Origin of the sequence: Chromobacterium sp. S0633 (assembly GCF_024158805.1) — a bacterium.
GTDB lineage: Bacteria > Pseudomonadota > Gammaproteobacteria > Burkholderiales > Chromobacteriaceae > Chromobacterium.
In genome coordinates, this window is record NZ_JAMZGH010000029.1 from 57,046 (window position 1) to 74,827 (window position 17,782).

Below are 17,782 nucleotides of genomic sequence, written 5' to 3' on the forward strand. Positions count from 1 at the left end.
TTTCACATTGCAGAATAGGCTAATCGTCGCCTGGACGGATGTAAAGCGTTTTTGCGAAACTCGACGCCCGCCCCCGGCGCGCAACCCAAGCGGAGGCTCACGAGACAAGATGGATTCAATGGATTTGGAAACGGACAAGGACAGGCTGTTCGTCACCGCGCTGGCGCGCGGACTGGAAGTACTGGCGGCGTTTCGCCCCGGCGAACTGGCGCTGTCCAATCAGGAGCTGGCCAAACGCACCGGCCTGCCCAAATCAACAGTGTCGCGTTTGAGCTACACTCTGACCCGCCTGGGCTATCTGGCGCAGGACGAAGCCAGCGGCCACTACCGGCTGGGACTGGCGGTGCTGGCCTTGGGCTCCACGGTGCTCGCCAGCTACGACATCCGCCAGATCGCCGGGCCGCTGATGCGCGAGTTCGCGCTGGAGCAAGGCCTGTCCATCAGCCTGGCGCTGCGCGACGGCAGCGATATGGTGTATCTGGAAACCTGCCGCAGCCCGGCCCGCATCTCGGTGCAATTGACCGTGGGCTCGCGGGTGCCCTTGGCCACCACCGCCATCGGCCGCGCTTATTACGCCGGCTTGCCGGCGGCGGAGCAGCCCAAGCTGCAAACGCTGCTGGCCGCGCGCTACGGCGCGGAGTGGCCGGAAATAGGCGCGCGCCTGGAGGAGGCCCGCCAGGCCTATCTGCGCCAGGGTTATTCAGCGTCTTTCGGAGAATACGAACCGGATGTGATGGCCGTGGGCGTGCACTTGGCCGTGCCCGGCCAGGCGCCGATGGCCTTGAACGCCAGCGGCCCGGCCTTCGCCTTGAGCGAAGGCGCGATGCGCGAACGCATCGCGCCGGCCTTGAAGGCCTTGCGTCAGCGGCTGGCGCCGCTGGGCTGAGCGCGCGGCTCCGTTCGCCGGGCTCAGGCGGACTGGATGTAATGGACCAGGTGGTTGATCACCTGCTCCTGCTCTTCGATGGTGGCACGCACCAGATCGCCGATCGACAACATGCCCATCACGTCGCTGCCTTCCAACACCGGCAGGTGGCGAATGCGCTTTTCCGTCATCAGGCCCATGCAGTCGTCCAGCGTCTGGCTGGGCGTCACGTAGACCACGCGGCTGGTCATGATGTCGCGCACCTTGGTGCCGGCCGAGGTGCGGCCCTGCAATACGATGCGCCGCGCGTAGTCTCGCTCGGAGAAGATGCCGACGATGCCGCCCTCCTCCATCACCAGCACCGCGCCGATGTCGTTTTCCGCCATCACCTGCAAGGCCTGGAACACCGTGCTGTCCGGGTTCACGTAGACCAAGGCTCGGTTTGGCTTGCTGTCCAACAACTGTCTTACCGTTTGCATGCATGTCCCCTTTCAAACCGGCAATCCGGCCGTTCCCGTGGCCCCGCCCGCCGCTTGGCGACGCGGACGAGCGCCTACCAATCCACTATAGCGCAGGCTGCGGCGCCTCGGTAAGCGCGCGGCGCCCTGCCGGGGCGGAGCCTCGCCTCAAGCCCGGATCATGGTGCCGACGCCGGCGTCGGTCAGGATCTCCAGCAATAGCGCGTGCGGCACGCGGCCATCGATGATGTGCACCGCGTTGACGCCGTTGCGCGCCGCGTCCAAGGCCGAGCTAATCTTGGGCAGCATGCCGCCGTGTATGGTGCCGTCGGCGAACAAGCCGTCCACCTGCTGCGCCGACAGCCCGGTCAGCAGCTTGCCGTTCTTGTCGAGCACGCCCGGAGTATTGGTCATCAGCACCAGTTTTTCCGCGCCCAGGGTCTCCGCCAGCTTGCCGGCCACCAGATCCGCGTTGATGTTGTAGGCCTCGCCGTCTTCGCCAACGCCTATCGGCGCCACCACCGGGATGAAGTCCTGACTGTCCAGCAAGGACACCAGCGCCGGATCGATGCTGGAGATTTCGCCCACCTGGCCGATGTCGATCTCATCGTCGGTCTCGGACTTCAAATACATCTTGCTGGCGCGAATGAAATGTCCGTCCTTGCCGGTCAGGCCCACGGCCTTGCCCCCGTGCTTGTTGATCAGCGACACGATTTCCTTGTTCACCAGGCCGCCCAGCACCATTTCCACCAGGTCCATGGTGTCCGAGTCGGTCACGCGCATGCCCTGGATGAACTCGCCCTGCTTGCCAACGCGGTTCAGCAGCTCGTTGATCTGCGGTCCGCCGCCGTGCACCACCACCGGGTTGATGCCCACCAGCTTGAGCAACACCACGTCCTTGGCGAAGCCCTCTTTCAAAGCCGCGTCGGTCATCGCGTTGCCGCCGTACTTGATGACCAGGGTCTTGCCGGCGAAACGGCGGATATAGGGCAGGGCTTCGGCAAGAATCAGGGCTTTTTCTGCTGCGTCGGTCGGCACGGCGTTCTCCATGGTTGCGCCGGGCCGTTGCCGGCCGGCGAGATGACGGTTCTGACCCAATGGTCTGATCTGTTGCATTTTAATCAAGCTTGTTAATGAACTGTGATTTATTAATTGCAGAACAACGGCATTATGCAATACAGTCCACATCATTAATGAACCAGAATTCAGCTATATCGCCATGGCCCAAGCCCCCGCCTCGCGCTGGCAGCGCAAAAAAGACGCCCGCCCCAGCGAAATCCTGGACGCCGCGCTGGCCCTGTTCGTAGAGAAAGGCTTCAGCGCCACCAAGATGGAAGACATCGCCCGCGCCGCCGGCGTGACCAAGGGCACGCCCTATCTGTACTTCCAGAACAAGGAAGAAATCTTCAAGGCCATGGTCCGCCACCATCTGTCCAGCCGTCTCGGCGCCTTTGTCGAACTGGAGCAGCAACACACCGGCCCGGTGGGCGAGCTGCTGCAGATTCTGCTGCTCAAATGGTGGGACGAAGTGGGCGCCACGCCGGCCGCCGGCCTGTGCAAGCTGGCCATCGCCGAAGCCACCAATTTTCCGGAGCTGGCGCGTTTCTACACCACGGAAGTGATCTCGCCCTGTCTGCGCATGGTCGAGCACATTCTGCGCCGCGGCATGGACAGCGGGGAATTCCGCGTCCTGCCCATCGCCAGCAGCAGCGACGCCCTGCTGGCGCCGCTGGTGATGGCGATGACCTGGGCCCACTCCTTCGCCAAGGTGGTGCCCGATGTCTGCGGCTACTCGCATCAATACTCCCGCGCGCACCTGAGCGAAGCCCTGCAGTTGGTGCTGCAGGGCCTGAAGAATCCCACCTACGAGAATTGACATGAAAACTGCCGCTCATTGCCTCTGGCTGGGCATCGCCAGCCTGACCCTCGCCGCCTGCAGCAAGCCGGAGGCGCCGCCGGAAGCGCCGCGCCCGGTCCGCTACGTGGTGGCCGGCGCCGCCGCCCAACAGCAGGGCGACAGCTACGCCGGCGAAATCCGCGCCCGCCACGAGACCAATCTGGCCTTCCGCGTGGCCGGCAAGGTGGTGGCCAAGCTGGCCAATAGCGGCGACCGGGTGAAGAAAGGCCAGACGCTGGCGCGGCTGGACCCCAGCGACTACGCGCTGGACCTGTCGGCCAAACAAGCTCAACTGGCCGCCGCGCAGTCCGATCTCGGCCAGCAGGAACTGAATCTGAAACGCTACCGCGAGCTGCTGGCCAAGCAGTTCGTCAGCCAGTCCCAGGTGGACGGCCAGCAAAACGCGGTCAACGCCGCCCGCGCCAAGGTGGACCAGGCCAGGGCCCAGCTGGCGGCCAGCCGCAATCAGACCGGCTACACCAGCCTGGTGGCAGACGCCGACGGCGTGCTGAGCCAGATGGCCGCCGAACCCGGCCTGGTGGTGGCCGCCGGCCAGCCGATGGCGCGTCTGTCCCAGGACGGCCCGCGCGAGGCCGCGATCCAGGTGCCGGAAAACGCGCTGGACAAGGTGCGCCGCGCCGGGCGGTTCCAGGTGCTCTTGTGGAACGGCGGCGCGCCGATGACGGGCACGCTGCGCGAACTGGCGGCCGACGCCGACCCGGCCACCCGCACCTATCCGGCGCGCGTCGCCATCGGCGGCGATTCCAGCCGCCTGCAACTGGGGATGACCGCCAGCGTCGCGCTGCCGGACGCCGCCGACGCGCAGATGCGGCTGCCGCTGACCGCGCTGCTGGACGAGCAGGGCAAGCACTATGTCTGGCTGATCGCCGCCAACGGCAAGGTCGCCCGCCGCGCGGTGACGGTCAGCCGCGTCGACGCCGACTCCGCCACCTTGTCCCAGGGCGTGCAAGCGGGCGACAAGATCGTCACCGCCGGCATCCACCTGCTGCGCGACGGCCAGGCAGTGAAACTGTTGGAGCACTGAGACGGCCATGAAAAAACTGAACCTGTCGGAATGGGCGCTGCGCCACCAGTCGCTGGTGCGCTATTTGATGGTGATGCTGATGTTGGCCGGCGTCTGGGCTTACACCCAGCTGGGCCAGAAGGAAGACCCGGAATTCACCTTCAAGGCCATGCTGGTGCAAGCCTACTGGCCCGGCGCCGGCACGCTGGAAATGGAACAGCAGGTCACCAACAAGCTGGAGGAGAAGCTGCAGGAAATGGGCGAAATCGACTTCGTCCAAAGCTATACCAAGCCCGGCGAGAGCCTGTTGCTGATTTCGGTGCGCGAGGACGTGCCGCCCAAGAACGTGCAGCAGCTCTGGTATCAGGTGCGCAAGAAGATAGGCGATATCCGCGCCACCCTGCCGGCCGACATCCAGGGGCCCTTCTTCAACGACGAGTTCGGCGACACCTTCGGCAATATCTACGCCTTCGCCGGCGACGGCTTCAGCTACGAGGAAGTGCGCCAATACCTGGAGGACGCCAAGCGCGAGATCCTGCGCGTGCCGGACGTGGCCAAGGTCAGCCTGCTGGGCGTGCAGGAGCAGCGCGTCTACGTGGACCTGTCCACCGCCAAGCTGGCTTCGCTGGGCCTGGACACCGGCGCGATCTGGAAAGCCTTGCAACAGCAAAACGCGATGACGCCGTCCGGCGTGTTCGAAACCGCCAGCGACCGCATTTGGGTCCGTCCCACCGGCAACTACGCCAGCGTGGAGGCCATCGCCGCCACCCCGGTCACCGTCAACGGCAAAACCTTCCGCCTCGGCGACATCGCCACGGTCAAACGCGGCTACATCGACCCGCCGCAAAATACCATGCGCTTCAACGGCAAGCCGGTGCTGGGCATGGCCATCACCATGAAGGCCGGCGGCGACGTGCTGCGCCTGGGCAAAAACCTGGACGAGGCCATGCGGCAGATCCAGTCCAAGATGCCGGTGGGTCTGGAGATCCACTCGGTATCGGACCAACCCAAGGTGGTCAAGAACGCGGTGAGCGAATTCATGCGTTCTCTGGTGGAGGCGGTGGTCATCGTGCTGGCGGTCAGCTTCTTCAGCCTGGGCCTGCGCACCGGCATCGTGGTGGCGCTGTCCATCCCGCTGGTGCTGGCGATGACCTTTCTGGCGATGTATTTCTTCAACATCGACCTGCAACGCATCTCGCTGGGATCGCTGATCATCGCGCTGGGCCTGCTGGTGGACGACGCCATCATCGCGGTGGAAATGATGGCGCTGAAACTGGAGCAGGGCTGGAGCAAATTCCAGGCCGCCACCTTCGCCTACACCAGCACCGCCTTCCCAATGCTGACCGGCACCCTGATCACCGCCGCCACCTTCCTGCCGGTGGGCATCGCCAAGTCCAACGCCGGCGAATACGTATTCAGCCTGTTCGCCGTGGTGGGCATCGCGCTGGTGCTGTCCTGGATCGTCGCGGTGGTGTTCACCCCCTATCTGGGCTACAAGCTGCTGCCGGAAAACCTGCAACACCACGAGGCGCACGATGTCTACGACAAGCCGTTCTACCGGCGCTTCCGCCGGGTGGTGGAGTGGTGCCTGGAGCGGCGCAAGACCGTGATCGCGCTGACGCTGGCCGCCTTCGTGCTGTCCTTGCTCGCCTTCAAATTGCTGGTGGCCCAGCAATTCTTCCCCTCCTCCAACCGGCCCGAGCTGATGGTGGACATGTGGCTGCCGCGCGGCGCCAGCCATCAGGCCACAGAGCGCGAGGTGGAAAAACTGGAAGCGCTGCTCAAGCGCGACCCGGACATCGTCAGCGTCACCAGCTACGTGGGCAGCGGCAGTCCGCGCTTCTATCTGCCGCTGGATCAGCAGCTGCAGCATCTGAACTACGCGCAGCTGATGTTGATGACCCGCGACGAACATGTGCGCGAAGACGTGAAGAAACGGCTGGAAAAGCTGTTCGACAACGACTTCCCCAATGTCCGCGGCCGGGTGACCCGGCTGGAAAACGGCCCGCCGGTGGGCTACGCGGTGCAATTCCGGGTAATGGGCGAGGACCACGCCAAGGTGCGCGCCATCGCAGCCCAGGTGGAGGCGCTGATGCGCGCGCATCCGTCCACCCGCCAGGTCAACATCAATTGGGGCGAGCAGGTGAAGGCGCTGCGCATCCGCATCGATCAGGACAAGGCGCGCGCGCTCGGCCTGTCCTCGCAGCAATTGTCCCAACAATTGCAGATGCTGATTTCCGGCGCCGCCGTCACCAGCTTCCGCGAAGGCGACCAGGCCATCGCCATCGTCGCCCGGCTCAATCCGGACGAGCGCAAGAACGTCGCCGGCCTCGGCAATTTGATGATACAAACCGGCAGCGGCCGCTTCGTGCCGGTGTCGCAAATCGGACACATCGAATACCAGCCTGAGGAAAGCATCATCTGGCGGCGCAACCGCCTGCCCGCCATCACCGTGAGCGCGGACCCGGCGGAAGGCGCCCAGGGCGCGGACATCTCCCGGCAGTTGCAGCCCAAGATGCAAGAATTGGAGCGGACGCTGCCGCTGGGTTATCACATCGAAACCGGCGGCAGCATGGAATCCAGCGCCAAATCGCAAAAAGCCATCGCCGCGGTGGCGCCGCTGATGCTGGTGGTGGTGGTGACCCTGCTGATGTTGCAGTTGCACAGCGTGCAGCGCACCATCATGGTGCTGCTGACCGCGCCGCTGGGCATGATAGGCGTGACGCTGACCCTGATCGCCTTCAGCGCGCCCTTCGGCTTTGTCGCCATGCTGGGGGTGATCGCGCTGTCCGGCATGATCATGCGCAACTCGGTTATCCTAGTCGATCAGATCGAGCACGATATTCGCGACGGCATCGATCCCTGGCATGCGATTGTCGGCTCCACAATTAGACGTTTTAGGCCTATCATGCTGACGGCATTGGCGGCGATCCTGGCGATGATCCCGCTGAGCCGCAGCACGTTCTGGGGACCGATGGCCGTGGCCATCATGGGCGGGCTGCTGGTGGCCACGGTGCTGACCCTGCTGTTCCTGCCGGCGCTGTACGCGCAATGGTTCAAGATACGGCGGCCTCCGGCCTGACGGCGCCTTGCCGCCACACACAAGCACACAAAACAAACCGAGCAAATAAACACCAATGAACAAGACCCGATTCCGCTCGCCCCTGCTGGGCAGCCTGTTGCTGCTGGGCTTCGCCCTGCCGGTCCACGCTTTCGACCTGGTGGAAGCCTGGCGCGCCGCCCGCGACTACAACGCCGACTTCGCCGCCGCGCGCTCCGACCTGGACGCCGGCCGCGAAAAAGCGCCGCAGGGCCGCGCGCTGCTGATGCCCCAGGTCGGCGCCACCGCCAATTACAATTACACCAATCCGATCGCGCCGGCCGGCCAGGGCCGTTACGACTCCACCACCTACGGCGTCAATCTGCAGCAGCCGCTGTTCGACGTGGGCAAATACACCGGCTATCAAAAAGGCAAACTGGCGACGCAGCAGGCGGAAACCAGCTTCAGCGCCGCCGAACAGCAGTTGATCCTGGACACCTCGCAGGCCTATTTCAACGTGCTGCTGGCCAAGGACACCCTCTCCGCCACCAGCGCCAGCAAGAAAACCTTCCAGCAACAACTGGAGCAGGCCAAGACCGCCTTCGAAGTGGGCACCGCCACCATCACCGACACGCACGAGGCTCAGGCCGGCTACGACGGCGCGGTGGCCCAGGAAATCAAGGCGATCAACAGCCTGGAGCTGGCGGAAAACAATCTGCGCCGCGTCACCGGGCTGGACCCCAAGACCATCCAGCCGGTGCTGGACAAACTGCCGCTGGAACTGCCGACCCCGGCCACGCTGGAAGCCTGGATCGGGCTGGCCCTGCGCAACAGCCTGAGCATCAAGACCGCCGAGCAGGCGCTGGAGATCGCCGACAAGAACGTCACCGAGAAAAAGGGCGGCCACCTGCCGGTGATCAGCCTGACCGCCGGCTACAGCGACACCCAGACCCGCGCCCCGATGCAGCAGCCGCACACCCGCGGCAGCAGCATAGGCGTCGGCGTCACCCTGCCCCTGTTCGCCGGCGGCGGCATCAATTCGCAAGTGCGCGAGGCGGCGGCGCAGCAGGAGTCCGCCAAGGACAAGCTGGAAGCCACCCGCCGCCAGGTGCGCGAAGACGTGCGCCGCACCTTCCTCGGCGTCACCAACGGCGCGGCGCTGGTGCGGGCCCAGGAACAGCTGCTGATCTCGGCCAAGAGCAAGGTGGAATCCACCCGCCTGGGCAAGGAGGTCGGCATCCGCACCAATATCGATCTGCTGCAGGCCGAGCAGGCTTACTACTCGACGCTGACCAGCTTGGCCACCGCCAAGTACGAGTATCTGATCGCGCGGCTGTCCTTATCCCAGGCCGCCGGCCAGCTGGATAGCGAGGTGCTGAGCAAGGTCAACGCCGTCATCCGCCGTTAAGAACCTGTTTACGATCTGCTGCGCGTCGGCGATACGGCGTTGAAAACAGCATTCGAAATGCTCATGTACCACGTGTACATTCCGCTTTCTCAGCCGTTTTCGCCTTGTCTCGCCTTAGCTCGCGAGATCGTAAACACGTTCTAAGACCCCTTCTCCGCGGCCATGCCAACCGGCATGGCCGCCGCCTTCTTCCGCTGCTTTCCGTCCCTCTCCCTCCCCCGCTGACGTCCACGCAACAGGTGTTTAATTTTTTAGGGCATGTGTAGCTTTTTGCTAAACACGAACATAGAATGCCTGAGATGGTCAGACAGCAATAATGAAAGCAAAAAACCACGGAGCGGCAACCGGCGCCATGACAGACCGGCCCCGTTCCGACACCGATTCGCGGCGGCCCGTCCGATGCGGCGCCGACCGCACAACGTCGAGGAGAGAGCAGATGAGCAATAAGGATTTGATGCAACGCAAGGCCGACGCCACCCCGCGCGGCGTGGGCGTCATGTGCGGCTTCTTTGCCGAGCGCGCCAAGAATGCCGAAGTCTGGGATACCGACGGCAAACGCTACATCGACTTCGCCGGCGGCATCGGCGTCTTGAACACCGGCCATCTGCACGACAAGGTGCAGGCCGCGGTGGCGGAACAACTGTCCCGCTTCAGCCACACCTGCTATCAAGTCGTCCCCTACGAATCCTATATCCGCCTGACCGAACGGCTGAACCAGCTGACCCCGGGCCAGCACGCCAAGAAAACCGCGCTGTTCACCACCGGCGCCGAAGCAGTGGAAAACGCGGTGAAAGTGGCGCGCGCCGCCACCGGCCGCGCCGGCGTCATCGCCTTCGGCGGCGCCTTCCACGGCCGCACCCTGCTGGGCATGGCGCTGACCGGCAAGGTGGCGCCGTACAAAGTGGGCTTCGGCCCCTTCCCCAGCGACGTCTATCACGCTCCCTATCCCAACGCGCTGCACGGCGTATCCGTGGAAGACTCCCTGCACGGTCTGGAAAAACTGTTCAAATACGATGTCGATCCCAAGCGCGTCGCCGCCATCATCTTCGAACCGGTTCAGGGCGAAGGCGGTTTCTACGCCGCGCCCAGCGAATGGGTGGTGCAGCTGCGCAAGATCTGCGACGAGCACGGCATCCTGCTGATCGCCGACGAGGTGCAGTCCGGCTTCGCCCGCACCGGCAAGCTGTTCGCGATGGAACACTACCCGGTGCAGGCCGACCTGATCACCATGGCCAAATCGCTGGCCGGCGGCTTCCCGCTGTCCGCGCTGACCGGCCGCGCCGAACTGATGGACGCTCCGGCGCCCGGCGGCCTGGGCGGCACCTATGCCGGCAACCCGCTGGCGGTGGCCGCGGCGCTGGCGGTGATCGACGTCATCGCGGAAGAAAAGCTGCTGGAGCGCGCCAACCGTCTGGGCGAGCTGCTGAAGGAAAAACTGCACGGCCTGAAAAGCGCGGTGCCGCAGATCGCCGAAGTCCGCGGACTGGGCGCGATGCTGGCGGTGGAGTTCAATCAGCCCGGCAGCCCGCAGCCTGATCCGGACTTCGCCAAGAAAGTGCAGACCAAGGCGCTGGAATCCGGCCTGATCCTGCTGACCTGCGGCGTCTACGCCAACGTGGTCCGTTTCCTGTTCCCGCTGACCATAGAAGACGCGGTGTTCGAAGAAGCCCTGGCCAAGCTGGAAGCCGCGCTCAAAGCTTAAGCGCCTGTTCAAAGTCCAAGGCCCGCGCCGCCCGGCGTGGGCCTTATCCGACATCTTCCGCGTTGGAGAGCCGCATGTTGAACCTGAAAGACCCCTCGCTGCTGAAACAGCAGTGCTATGTGAACGGCGCCTGGCTTGACGCCGACAACGGCGAAACCATCCCGGTGAGCAACCCGGCCACCGGCGAAATCATCGCCAGCGTGCCCAAGATGGGCAAGGCCGAAGCCGAGCGCGCCGTGGCCGGCGCGGCCGAGGCCTTCCTCGTCTGGAAGCGCAAGCCGGCGAAAGAACGCGCCGCCCTGCTGCGCCGCTGGTTCGATCTGGTGATGGCGAACCAGGACGATCTGGCCGTCATCCTCACCTGCGAACAAGGCAAGCCGCTCTCGGAAGCCAAGGGCGAAATCGCCTACGGCGCGTCCTATATCGAGTGGTACGCCGAAGAAGCCAAGCGCCTGTACGGCGACACCATCCCCTCTCCCGGCGCCGACAAACGCATCCTGGTCAACAAGGAGCCGATAGGCGTGACCGCCGCGATCACGCCGTGGAACTTCCCCAATGCGATGATCACGCGCAAAGCGGCCCCGGCGCTGGCCGCCGGCTGCCCGATGGTGGTGCGTCCGGCCAGCCAGACCCCGCTGTCCGCCTTGGCCCTGGCGGCGCTGGCCGAGCGCGCCGGCATTCCCGCCGGCGTGTTCTCGGTGCTGACCGGCGGCTCCAGCGAAATCGGCGCGGTGCTGACCGGCAGCGACACCGTGAAGAAATTCTCCTTCACCGGCTCCACCGAAGTGGGCCGCAAGCTGATCGCCCAATGCGCGGACACCGTCAAGAAAGTGTCGATGGAGCTGGGCGGCAACGCGCCCTTCATCGTCTTCGACGACGCCGACCTTGACGCCGCGGTGGAAGGCGCCATCATCTCCAAATACCGCAACGCCGGCCAGACCTGCGTCTGCGCCAACCGGCTGCTGGTGCAGGACGGCGTCTACGACGCCTTCGCCGAGAAGTTCGCCGCCGCGGTGGCCAAGCTCAAGGTGGGCAACGGCCTGGAGGCCGGCGTCACCCAGGGCCCGATGATAGACATGAACGCGGTGAGCAAAGTGGAAGAGCACATCGCCGACGCGCTGGCCAAGGGCGGCAAGCTGGTGGCCGGCGGCAAGCGCCACGCGCTGGGCCACAGCTTCTTCGAACCGACGGTGATCACCGACGTCACGCCGCGGATGAAGGTGGCCAAGGAGGAAACCTTCGGCCCGCTGGCGCCGCTGTTCCGCTTCCACAGCGAGACGGAAGCGATCCAGATGGCCAACGACACCGAGTTCGGTCTGGCCAGCTACTTCTACGCCCGCGACATCGGCCGCATCTTCCGCGTGTCCGAGGGTCTGGAATACGGCATGGTGGCGGTCAACACCGGCATCCTGTCCAACGAGGCCGCGCCCTTCGGCGGCGTCAAGCAATCCGGTCTTGGCCGCGAAGGCTCCAAGTACGGCATCGAGGACTATCTGGAAATCAAATACGTGCTGCTGGGCGGCATCGACCAGTAAAGCGCCGCGCCAATGCGAAACGGGCTGGATTTCCAGCCCGTTTTTTTTGACCACTTCAGCCCTGCACCTAGTGGAACTTGGCCAAGGTCTCCGACAAGGGGATGCCGGCCTCTTTCAGGCAGTCAGCCAGATCGCGCCAGGCCTCGTCGCGCTCAGGCGCCACGTCCGGCGTCACCAGCCACGGCGCGTGCGCGGCGGACTCCTCGCGACCGCGCAGGCGGAAGCCCACCTCATAGCCCTGCAATTCCGGCTGGTATTCCGCCACCGCCTCCAGTTCCTGCACCCCACCGGCGCTCGCGGCCAGCAGCGCCGCGGTCACGCCCAGGCGCTTACGGTTCCAGGCCCGCACGCCGGTCTGCACCGCCTCCCACCAAGGCAACGGCGCGAACAGCTCGGCCTCGCCGTATTCCATCTCGGCCCCCACCGCCTGCTGCACCAGCGGCATCGCCGCGTCCAGCGCCTTGCGCGCCAGACGGCGCGCCTGCTCCGGCGGCAAAGCGCCGCGCTCCACCAGGAAGGGAATCCAGGCCAGCACCAATTGCGGCTCATTGGTCTTGCGCGCCGCCTCGTAAGTGGCACGCGAGGAGTCCGGGTCCAGCGGCGCGAAATCGCAGCCGGCGTCCATCACCGGCGCCAATTGCACCAAGTCCTGGCAGGCGCGCTCGTTCAGCATCTCCAGCGTGAACAAGGTGGGAGAAATCCACAATATCGACTGCTCCGGCACCTCCAGCGCGTCCGCCAGCGCCACCTCCAGCCGCTCCAGCTGCGGGAAATGCCACCACACTCCGCCCTGGGCGCGTGAAAACGCGAACGGCAAAGCCCACAGCTCGAACGACACCACGGCGCCGTCCTTGCGCATCACCTCGGGGAAGGCGATCGCGTCGCGCGCGCAATTCACCAGCAACTGCCTCGCGGCCGGCTGGGACAACAGCGCCAATTGCGATTCGGTGAACACCGCCTGATCGCCTGCCGCCAGCGCCATCTGCACCTCGCCCGCCAGCTGCGCCCGGTCCATAGGCTGATCCACCGCGCGCCGCGCCAGTTCCACCAACTGGTTCACCGCGCGGCCGCGCTCCGCCGGCGGCAGCGGCTCGGTGGGGCCGGCGCGCATCTCGCGCGGCACCGGGCCGGCGGCCTCGCGGTCGGCGTAAGCCTTGTGCAGGCGCTGATAAGCCTGCATCGCCTCGTCGCAGATCGCCTGCAATTGGCCCACGGTCGGCATCTCGTCTTCATTGCTGAAGTTGAAGTCGAACAAGCGCAGGCGCAGATTGCAGACATAGACCGTCACATTGTCCGCCTCGTCGAACAGCATGGCGCTGACCAGGCCTTCCCGCTCGCGGCCGGGAAAGTCGGTGTCGTCGTCGCCAAGCAGGCGGCAGACAAAAGCCGGCGTTTCCGTGTGAATCAGGTACTCGGAACCTTCCAGGCCCTGATCGTCGACGGCATCACCAAAAATGAAGCGGTTGGGCAAGAACGGCTCGCCCTTGATGCGGGCATTACGCGGCAGGGATTTCATCTGGCAAGCAAATCTATTCAATAAATCAAACACTCATTGTACCTGCCTAGCGGGGCGGCTTGAAGTCCGCCGGCAAAATCAATCCCCGTCCCGCCATTGCGCCAGCGTCCGGCGCTGCCCGCCCGCCGCGTCGAAGTTGTCCGCGGACAGCCAGGCTTCGAAGCCTTGCCGCAAGGCCGGCCACTCCTGATCCAGGATGGAAAACCAGGCGGTGTCGCGATTGCGCCCCTTGTAGACCATGGCCTGCCGGAACACGCCTTCGAAGCGGAAGCCCAGCCGCTGCGCCGCTCGCTGCGAAGGCAGGTTCAGCGCGTCGCACTTCCACTCATAACGGCGATAGCCCAGCTCAAAGGCCTGGCGCATCAACAGATACATCGCTTCCGTCGCCGCCGGCCGACGCTGCAGCAAGGGCGAGAAATTCAGATGCCCGACTTCGATGCAGCCCATGGCCGGATCGATGCGCAGATAGGCGGCCACGCCCAGCGCCTCCCCGCTGACCGCGTCCACGATCGCGTAAAAATGCGGATCGCGCCGCCATTGCTGCTCGGCCAGCCAGCCGTAGTAGTCGGCGTAATCGGCGAACGGCCCGTAACTCAGATAAGTCCAGTTGCGCGCCTCCGCGTCCGCGCCCATCGCCGCGAACAAAGCGGGACCGTGCCGCTCCGCCTGCAACGGCTCCAGCCGGCAGAAGCGTCCCTGCAGATCCGTCTTAGGCGGCCAAGCCGCCTCGCGCCAGTCGGCCACCGGCCATCCCACCGCCTGCCCCAGAGCGTTGGCCTCGCCCGCCTGCGCCATGCCCGTTTCCAACATCGCTGCCCCTTTCAGCATGCGCAGGACACGGCGACGCCGGCGCGCGCCGTGGTCGCGTAGCCATCGCGCACCCACCAATCCAGGCCGCCTTGCAGTTCGCGCACATTGAAGCCGAGACGCGCCAGCTTCAAAGCGCCCTTGGTCGACGCGTTGCAGCCTATGCCGTCGCAGAACGACACCAGGACCGCATCCTTGGGCAAATGCGCGGTGCTCCCCTCATCCATGGTCCGGTGCGGCACGGACACGGCGCCGGGCAGGGTTTCCTTGCGGAAGGCCTCTTCCGCGCGGGCGTCGATCAGAACCAGTTTCTCCCCGGCTTGCAAGGCGCTCCAGACATCGGCCGCGTCCATCTCGTACGCCAGCTTGGCGGCGTAAAAATCCTGCTGACTCAACATTTTTTTCTCCTGCGGCTCTGGGAATGCTGTTAGCCTAAGCGACAAGTCATACCCCAAACAGTGCCACCATGCAAAATCCGAAGGAACCACTTTGTCCGCCGAGTGGTTGATCGATTTCCTGCGTCAGCGCTTGCAACGCCAGGGCGCCGAAAGTTTGGCGCGCCAGCTCTACCGTTTATTGCGCGAACTGATCCGCGCCGGTCAGCTGGCCGGCGGCGCGCCCTTGCCCGCCAGCCGCGCGCTGGCGGCGGAGCTGGCGCTGGGCCGCAACACCATTCTCAACGCCTACGAGCAACTGGCCGCCGAAGGCTATCTGGAAAGCCGCCACGGCTCCGGCACTTATGTCGCCGCCCTGTTCAGCCCCAGCGCCTCGCCGCCTCTGCGCGCTCCGCAACACCCGGGGCTGTCTCAGCGCGGCCAACGCGTCTCCGGGCAGTGCTCGCTGCCCACCGGGCTGGCCGGCGCCTTCGCCCCCGGCACGCCGGAACTGAAGCAGTTCCCCCACGCCCAGTGGCAGCGTTGCCTGCAACACCATATCCAGCGTCCGCAACTGGATCATCTGCATTATCGCCACGACGGCGGCCTGCCCGAACTCAAGCGTTCCCTCAGCCAATACCTGTATCTATCCCGCTCGGTGCGCTGCCAGCCGGAGCAAATCGTCATCATCCAGGGCGCGCAACAAGGGCTGGAATTACTCGCCCGGCTATTGGCCGACCCCGGCGACGCCGCCTGGGTGGAGGACCCCGGCTATAGCGGCGCGCAAGCCGCGCTGCGCGCGTCGGAATTGGACATCGTCCCGATCCCGGTCGACGCCCAGGGCATGGCCCCGACGCCCGCGCATCAGGCCGCGCCGCCGCGCCTGATTTACATCACGCCGTCCCACCAATACCCGACCGGCGTCGTCATGTCGCTGGCGCGGCGGCTCGCGCTGCTGCAATTAGCCAAACAGCACGACAGCTGGATCATCGAAGACGACTACGACAGCGAATTCCGCTACGCCACCCACCCCATCGCCTCCCTGCAAGGCCTGGCCGACAGCGAACGCGTCATTTATCTCGGCACCTTCAGCAAAGTGATGTTTCCGGCGCTGGGCCTGGGCTATCTGATCCTGCCGGAAGAATTGGTGGAACCGTTCCGCCGCGTGCAGGCGCGCTTGTACCGAGAAGGCAATTATCAGGTGCAGGCGGCCTTGGCCGATTTCATCGAACAAGGCCATTTCGCCCGCCACATTAAACATATGCGCGAACTCTACCAACTGCGGCAACAACTGCTGCGCGGCACCCTGCAGCGCGCCTTGGGAGACGCGCTGCCGCTGTCCGCAGGCGAAGCCGGCCTGCACTTGGTCGCGCAACTGCCGGACGGCTTCGACGAAGAGGAACTCAGCCAGGCCGCCGCCCGGCAGCAACTGTGGCTGCGCCCGCTGGCCAAGCACTTCATCGGACGGCCGGACCGCAGCGGGCTGGTGCTGGGCTACGCAGGTGTGGAGGAACAGGAACTTCACGCCGCCGCGCTCAAGCTGGCGGCGCTATTGGAAACGCGATGGAAATGAAACCGACTTTGCTGGTCAGCGCCTGCCTGCTGGGGCAGCCCGTGCGCTACGACGGCCAGGCCAAACCGCTGGCCGAACGGGACTGGGCGCGGTTGCGCCGGGATTTCACCCTGATCTCCGCCTGTCCCGAATGCATGGGCGGGCTGCCCACGCCTAGGCCGGCGGCGGAACTGCGCGGCGGCGACGGCGCGGCCGCCTTGCACGGCCAAGCCACCGTGGAAACCGCCGCAGGCGAAGACATCAGCGCCGCCTTTCTGCGCGGCGCCCAGGCATGCCTGCGTCTGGCGCAAGCCCATGGCTGCCGACAAGCGCTGTTGAAAGCCAACAGCCCCTCCTGCGGCACACGCCGCATCTACGACGGCGAGTTTTCCGGCATGCTCAAGGATGGGGAAGGCGTGGCCGCCAGCCTATTGCGGCAGGCCGGCATCGAGGTCTGTTCGGAGGAAGACATGGCGGGGCTGAGAGCGCCGGCGAGCTGAACGCCGCCGGCCCCCTATCGACGGCGCTTACAGAAACTCGAGGCGGCCGCCGCTCAAATGGTACATGGCGCCGGCGATCTTGATCCGGCCCTCCTTCTCCAGCTTGGCCAGCACATCGCTGCGCTTGCGGATCTGATCAATGGTATGCAGCACATTGCTGCGCGCCACCGCGTCGACAAACTCCGCGTTCTTGCTACTGCGCTCGCCCTCGTAGCGGGTCTGCGCAATCGCCGGGCGGATGCGCGCCAGCAAGCCGGTCAGATTGCCCAGCTCCACATGGTCTATCGCCCCCTTGATCGCCCCACAGGCGGTATGCCCCATCACCAGCACCACCTTGGCGCCGGCAACCGCGCAGGCGAACTCCATGCTGCCCAGCAAGTCGTCATTCACCACATTGCCGGCCACCCGCGAATTGAAGGTGTCGCCTATGCCGGCGTCCATCACGATTTCCGCCGGCGCGCGCGAGTCTATGCAGCTGAGCACCACCGCGGCGGGGTATTGCCCCTCGGCGCTGGAACGCTTTTGCGCCAGGTAATCGTGCTGCATCGGCTTGCCGGTGCGGAAACGTTCATTGCCCTTGGCCATCTCCGCCAGCACCTGCTCCGGCGTCATCGCGTCCCGCTGCGTCTTGCTCAAAGACGCCGCGTAAGCCACGCCGTTCACGCCCCCGTTGGCGCCGATGGCAAATAGCGCCGCCGCTCCCAGCGCGGTTTTCATCACCGTCCGCCGGCCGATGGTTTCGCCGCAATGGCCTTCCCGACACAGATGCTCGCTCATTCGCGTCCTTTCCTAGTGCAGTGGTATAAAGTTTTTTAATTTTATTCAGTAACTATTTATTTAGATGATCACCGTCGACTTAGTTCATCAAACCCGCAATTAAGACATGGGTATGGCGTTTGCCGCATCGGCACCCAACAACAAGCCAGGAAAAGAGAAGGAAAACGGAAGATAAGGAGAAGCGGCGGCTCCGTCCGGACGCAACAAAGCCTCCCTTTGGGGAGGCTTGCTTCTAGTGCCGTCCGGCAGCGCAATGCATAAAGCCCAGCTCGATTGAGCTGGGCTTTGCAATGGGGCGTCTGGCGGTGTCCTACTTTCACATGGCGA

15 protein-coding genes are annotated in these 17,782 nt (G+C 65.0%); 9 read left to right on the forward strand and 6 right to left on the reverse strand.

Features of this window, described 5'->3' with window-relative positions:
• Nucleotides 1–118: 118 nt before the first annotated feature.
• Entirely contained in the window at nt 119–886 is a 768-nt protein-coding gene (locus tag NK214_RS17290; protein ID WP_253315081.1) for an IclR family transcriptional regulator, read from the forward strand.
• A 23-nt stretch (nt 887–909) separates the two neighbouring features.
• Here NK214_RS17290 and NK214_RS17295 read toward each other — a convergent pair whose 3' ends face one another.
• Together NK214_RS17295 and argB are read right to left on the reverse strand one after the other, a co-directional pair.
• Nucleotides 910–1,344 (reverse strand): CBS domain-containing protein, encoded by a 435-nt coding sequence (locus tag NK214_RS17295; RefSeq protein ID WP_048414414.1) that lies wholly within the window; start codon nt 1,342–1,344, stop codon nt 910–912.
• Nucleotides 1,345–1,491: 147 nt separating this feature from the next.
• Nucleotides 1,492–2,361, reverse strand: coding sequence for an acetylglutamate kinase (gene argB, locus NK214_RS17300; protein WP_370646552.1), 870 nt, complete (start codon nt 2,359–2,361; stop codon nt 1,492–1,494).
• A 181-nt stretch (nt 2,362–2,542) separates the two neighbouring features.
• Here argB and NK214_RS17305 point away from each other — a divergent pair, with 181 nt between their 5' ends.
• The 6 genes from NK214_RS17305 (at nt 2,543) to gabD (ending at nt 11,929) form a co-directional block, all read left to right on the forward strand.
• Entirely contained in the window at nt 2,543–3,199 is a 657-nt protein-coding gene (locus NK214_RS17305) for a TetR/AcrR family transcriptional regulator (RefSeq protein WP_107798049.1), read from the forward strand.
• 1 nt (nt 3,200) lies between these two features.
• Nucleotides 3,201–4,265 (forward strand): efflux RND transporter periplasmic adaptor subunit, encoded by a 1,065-nt coding sequence (locus tag NK214_RS17310; RefSeq protein ID WP_253315082.1) that lies wholly within the window; start codon nt 3,201–3,203, stop codon nt 4,263–4,265.
• A 7-nt stretch (nt 4,266–4,272) separates the two neighbouring features.
• Nucleotides 4,273–7,326, forward strand: a complete 3,054-nt coding sequence (locus tag NK214_RS17315) for an efflux RND transporter permease subunit (RefSeq protein ID WP_253315083.1) — start codon at nt 4,273–4,275, stop codon at nt 7,324–7,326.
• 55 nt (nt 7,327–7,381) lie between these two features.
• Entirely contained in the window at nt 7,382–8,692 is a 1,311-nt protein-coding gene (locus NK214_RS17320) for a TolC family outer membrane protein (protein ID WP_107798046.1), read from the forward strand.
• A 436-nt stretch (nt 8,693–9,128) separates the two neighbouring features.
• The gene (gene gabT / locus NK214_RS17325) at nt 9,129–10,394 is read left to right on the forward strand and encodes a 4-aminobutyrate--2-oxoglutarate transaminase (RefSeq protein ID WP_107798045.1); all 1,266 of its coding nucleotides are present in this window, start codon (nt 9,129–9,131) and stop codon (nt 10,392–10,394) included.
• 74 nt (nt 10,395–10,468) lie between these two features.
• On the forward strand, nt 10,469–11,929 hold the full coding sequence (gabD, locus tag NK214_RS17330) for an NADP-dependent succinate-semialdehyde dehydrogenase (RefSeq protein ID WP_253315084.1): 1,461 nt from the start codon (nt 10,469–10,471) through the stop codon (nt 11,927–11,929).
• A gap of 67 nt (nt 11,930–11,996) precedes the next feature.
• Here gabD and NK214_RS17335 read toward each other — a convergent pair whose 3' ends face one another.
• From NK214_RS17335 to NK214_RS17345, 3 genes are all read right to left on the reverse strand, one after another.
• Complete coding sequence (locus tag NK214_RS17335; protein WP_253315085.1) at nt 11,997–13,445, reverse strand: hypothetical protein; 1,449 nt, start codon at nt 13,443–13,445, stop codon at nt 11,997–11,999.
• 78 nt (nt 13,446–13,523) lie between these two features.
• Nucleotides 13,524–14,255, reverse strand: a complete 732-nt coding sequence (locus NK214_RS17340) for a GNAT family N-acetyltransferase (RefSeq protein WP_227106752.1) — start codon at nt 14,253–14,255, stop codon at nt 13,524–13,526.
• 11 nt (nt 14,256–14,266) lie between these two features.
• Nucleotides 14,267–14,650: a rhodanese-like domain-containing protein gene (locus NK214_RS17345; protein ID WP_253315086.1), complete on the reverse strand. Its 384-nt coding sequence runs from the start codon at nt 14,648–14,650 to the stop codon at nt 14,267–14,269.
• A 91-nt stretch (nt 14,651–14,741) separates the two neighbouring features.
• Between NK214_RS17345 and NK214_RS17350 the strand changes: the two genes are divergently transcribed.
• Together NK214_RS17350 and NK214_RS17355 are read left to right on the forward strand one after the other, a co-directional pair.
• Nucleotides 14,742–16,199, forward strand: coding sequence for a PLP-dependent aminotransferase family protein (locus tag NK214_RS17350; RefSeq protein ID WP_253315087.1), 1,458 nt, complete (start codon nt 14,742–14,744; stop codon nt 16,197–16,199).
• The gene (locus NK214_RS17355) at nt 16,196–16,678 is read left to right on the forward strand and encodes a DUF523 domain-containing protein (RefSeq protein WP_253315088.1); all 483 of its coding nucleotides are present in this window, start codon (nt 16,196–16,198) and stop codon (nt 16,676–16,678) included. Before NK214_RS17350 ends, NK214_RS17355 begins: the two co-directional genes overlap by 4 nt.
• Nucleotides 16,679–16,705: 27 nt before the next feature.
• Here NK214_RS17355 and NK214_RS17360 read toward each other — a convergent pair whose 3' ends face one another.
• Nucleotides 16,706–17,455: a carbonic anhydrase family protein gene (locus NK214_RS17360; protein ID WP_107798039.1), complete on the reverse strand. Its 750-nt coding sequence runs from the start codon at nt 17,453–17,455 to the stop codon at nt 16,706–16,708.
• Between the last annotated feature and the right edge of the window lie 327 nt (nt 17,456–17,782).